This is a genomic window from Streptomyces sp. NPDC050433 (genome assembly GCF_044458565.1).
Lineage (GTDB): Bacteria > Actinomycetota > Actinomycetes > Streptomycetales > Streptomycetaceae > Streptomyces.
Map to the genome: position 1 here is coordinate 1 of NZ_JBITIB010000067.1, position 2518 is coordinate 2518.

2 protein-coding genes are annotated in these 2518 nt (G+C 66.4%); one reads left to right on the forward strand and one right to left on the reverse strand.

Features of this window, described 5'->3' with window-relative positions:
- Positions 1–188: 188 nt before the first annotated feature.
- Positions 189–1427, reverse strand: coding sequence for an IS701 family transposase (locus ACIBLA_RS37540; protein WP_399201145.1), 1239 nt, complete (start codon positions 1425–1427; stop codon positions 189–191).
- Positions 1428–1715: 288 nt separating this feature from the next.
- Between ACIBLA_RS37540 and ACIBLA_RS37545 the strand changes: the two genes are divergently transcribed.
- Positions 1716–2276 (forward strand): hypothetical protein, encoded by a 561-nt coding sequence (locus ACIBLA_RS37545; RefSeq protein ID WP_399201144.1) that lies wholly within the window; start codon positions 1716–1718, stop codon positions 2274–2276.
- Positions 2277–2518 lie beyond the last annotated feature (242 nt).

The window sequence follows — 2518 nt, forward strand, 5'->3', positions numbered from 1 at the left end:
ATCTGGTCCCGCTACCGACGACGCCACCAAGCCATCGCCAGACGCTGCCACTACGCGCGCCGAACCGCTGGTCACGAACTGCCGTAATATGACGGGCCGTCAGCTCGCTACACTCAGAAAGAGGCACCTGACCAGCCACGATAGCGATCTACCGCTGGAGTAAATACTCCAGCCGTAGATCGTGATCTTCATGTCTGACTCGCGGCTTGTCTCCGGTAATGGCTGGCCTGGGCTCGGGCCTGGTGGCGACGTCGCCAGGCGGACCAGGCGAGCCGGTGGGCTACCTCGCGCACGGGCCGGACGACCAAGGCGATGAACAGTCGCTGGATCTCGTTGCAGGTGAGCGGGATGAGCGCGTCAGGTGCGGGGTGCCGGGCATGTTCGTCGGCACGGACAACGGCGAGGAAGGCGTGAGCGAGCATGGCCAGGGTGACCCAGCGGGACCAGGAGGTGTAGCGGCGGACTTGGTGCTCGTCGAGTCCCGCCAGGCCCTTTCCGGACTGGAAGGTCTCCTCCACCCGCCACCTTGATCCAGCGACGCGGACCAGGGCGATCAGGGGTACGGGGGCGGGTGAGAAGCAGCGGTAGTAGGCGAGTTCACCGGTGGTGCGGTTGCGGCGGATCAACAGCTGGCGGCTTCCGGGTCGGGGTTCGGCCAGGTCGATGACAGCCCAGTCGTAGAAGCGGTGCCCCTTGGCGCCGGCCCCTGCCGACAGCTTCTGCCAGGCCCGCTTGGGCACCTTCGCGGCCAGGGCGTCCACGCGGAACTTCCCGGCACCGGTGGTGACTTCAGCCGAGCAGGCGACGGCAAGCACGTAGCCGGTACCGCGTTCTTCCAGCGCGGACCGCAGCTTCGGGTTGCCGCCATAGACCTCGTCGCCTGCGACCCAGCCCACGTGGTGACCGGCGTCGAGGAACCGGCCGATCATGCGGGCGGCAAGTTCCGGCTTGGTCGCAAAGACGGTGTCCTCGCCCAGGCCGGCGGCTCGGCAGCGGTCTGGGTCGTACGTCCACGAGCGCGGGATGTACAGCTCGCGGTCCACCGCTGCGTGCCCGCGGCGGCCCGCGTAGACGAGGTAAACCGCGACCTGCGCGTTCTCGATCCTCCCGGCCGTGCCGGTGTACTGGCGCTGGACACCGACGGTATGCGTCCCCTTCTTCACGTCCCCGGTCTCGTCGACCACCAGCACCGCATCCTCGTCGTGTAGATGCTCCAGCACATACTCACGCACGTCATCACGCACGCGGTCGGCATCCCACTTGGCCCTACCGAGCAGGTGCTGCATGCCGTCCGGACTTGCCTCCCCGGCCCACTCGGCAATCGACCAGCAGTTCTTGCGTGGCAGGTCCGACAGCAGCCCGAGCACCAAGTCCCGTACCCGGCGACGCGGCTCAACCCGCGCGAACCGGCCCGCTATCTGGCCCATCAGGGCCTCGAACGCCTTCTGCCAGCGGGCAGGGTCTACGCTGTGGCTCGCGGCCACCGCACTATCTTGAAGAGTCCACACACCTCACCAAGATCACGCGGTGGCCGTCCTGTTCCCGCGCCGAACGACGGGATCACGGAGTCAATGCTGGTACTGGGGCCTTGGACCCGATGGATCCTGAGCTGAAGAGTGCCGGAGACCGGCAATGCGCAGGGGGCCGTCGCGCATGCATGCTGATGTCTGCCGACAGAACCGGGGGCGTCAGTGGAAGCATCTACAACCCGCAGCATGACGCGTGCACGCATGGGTTCGTGCCTGGCGGTGACGGTCCTCCTGCTGCCTCTCGGCGGCTACGGGCTGGCCAGGATGGGGGTAGCCCCCGAAGGCACACCGATCGTGCTCGGCCTGCTGTCCGCGATCGCCAGCTTCGTCGTCCTACCCTCACTGTGCGAGGAGCGGGTCCCGTTCCGGCACTCATCGTCGCACCTGACTGCGCACACCCTGACCGGCGAACGGTCCGTCAACCTCAACCGGATCACCACAGTCCGGCTACTGACGACCTTCTCGTATGGCAGCGCGTACCGGACCCTGCTGGTGCGCGACGCCCACGGCGTGCGCCTGGGTATCACGACCGAGAGAAGCCGCAGGAAGCTGCGCCGCGCGATCGAGAAGGCGGACGCGAACGACGCGCGAGGCGCCCCCAATCCCCGTGTGAGCCGTGCGGCCCGGGCACATCTGGGCCTTGCCTCAAGGCGAGGGCTCGTCGTCCACACGGTTCTCGCCTTTCTGTTTCTGACGGTGTCCGGGAGCCTGTACGTGGTTGCTGTACTCCGACTCGGCGGGCAGTAATCCTTCCATGCAATGACTGATGAGCCCGTTACAGCCACTACGACGACTCACTCGTGATCACGATCTACGGCTGGAGTATTTACTCCAGCGGTAGTTCGCTATCGTGGCTGGTCAGGTGCCTCTTTCTGAGTGTAGCGAGCTGACGGACCGTCATATTACGGCAGTTCGTGACCAGCGGTTCGGCGCGCGTAGTGGCAGCGTCTGGCGATGGCTTGGTGGCGTCGTCGGTAGCGGGACCAGAT

Bases quoted from the DNA above. Each gene is read 5' to 3' on its own strand.
- ACIBLA_RS37540 (WP_399201145.1), bottom strand. From the start codon at position 1,427: ATGGGCCAGATAGCGGGCCGGTTCGCGCGGGTTGAGCCGCGTCGCCGG.
- ACIBLA_RS37545 (WP_399201144.1), top strand. From the start codon at position 1,716: ATGACGCGTGCACGCATGGGTTCGTGCCTGGCGGTGACGGTCCTCCTG.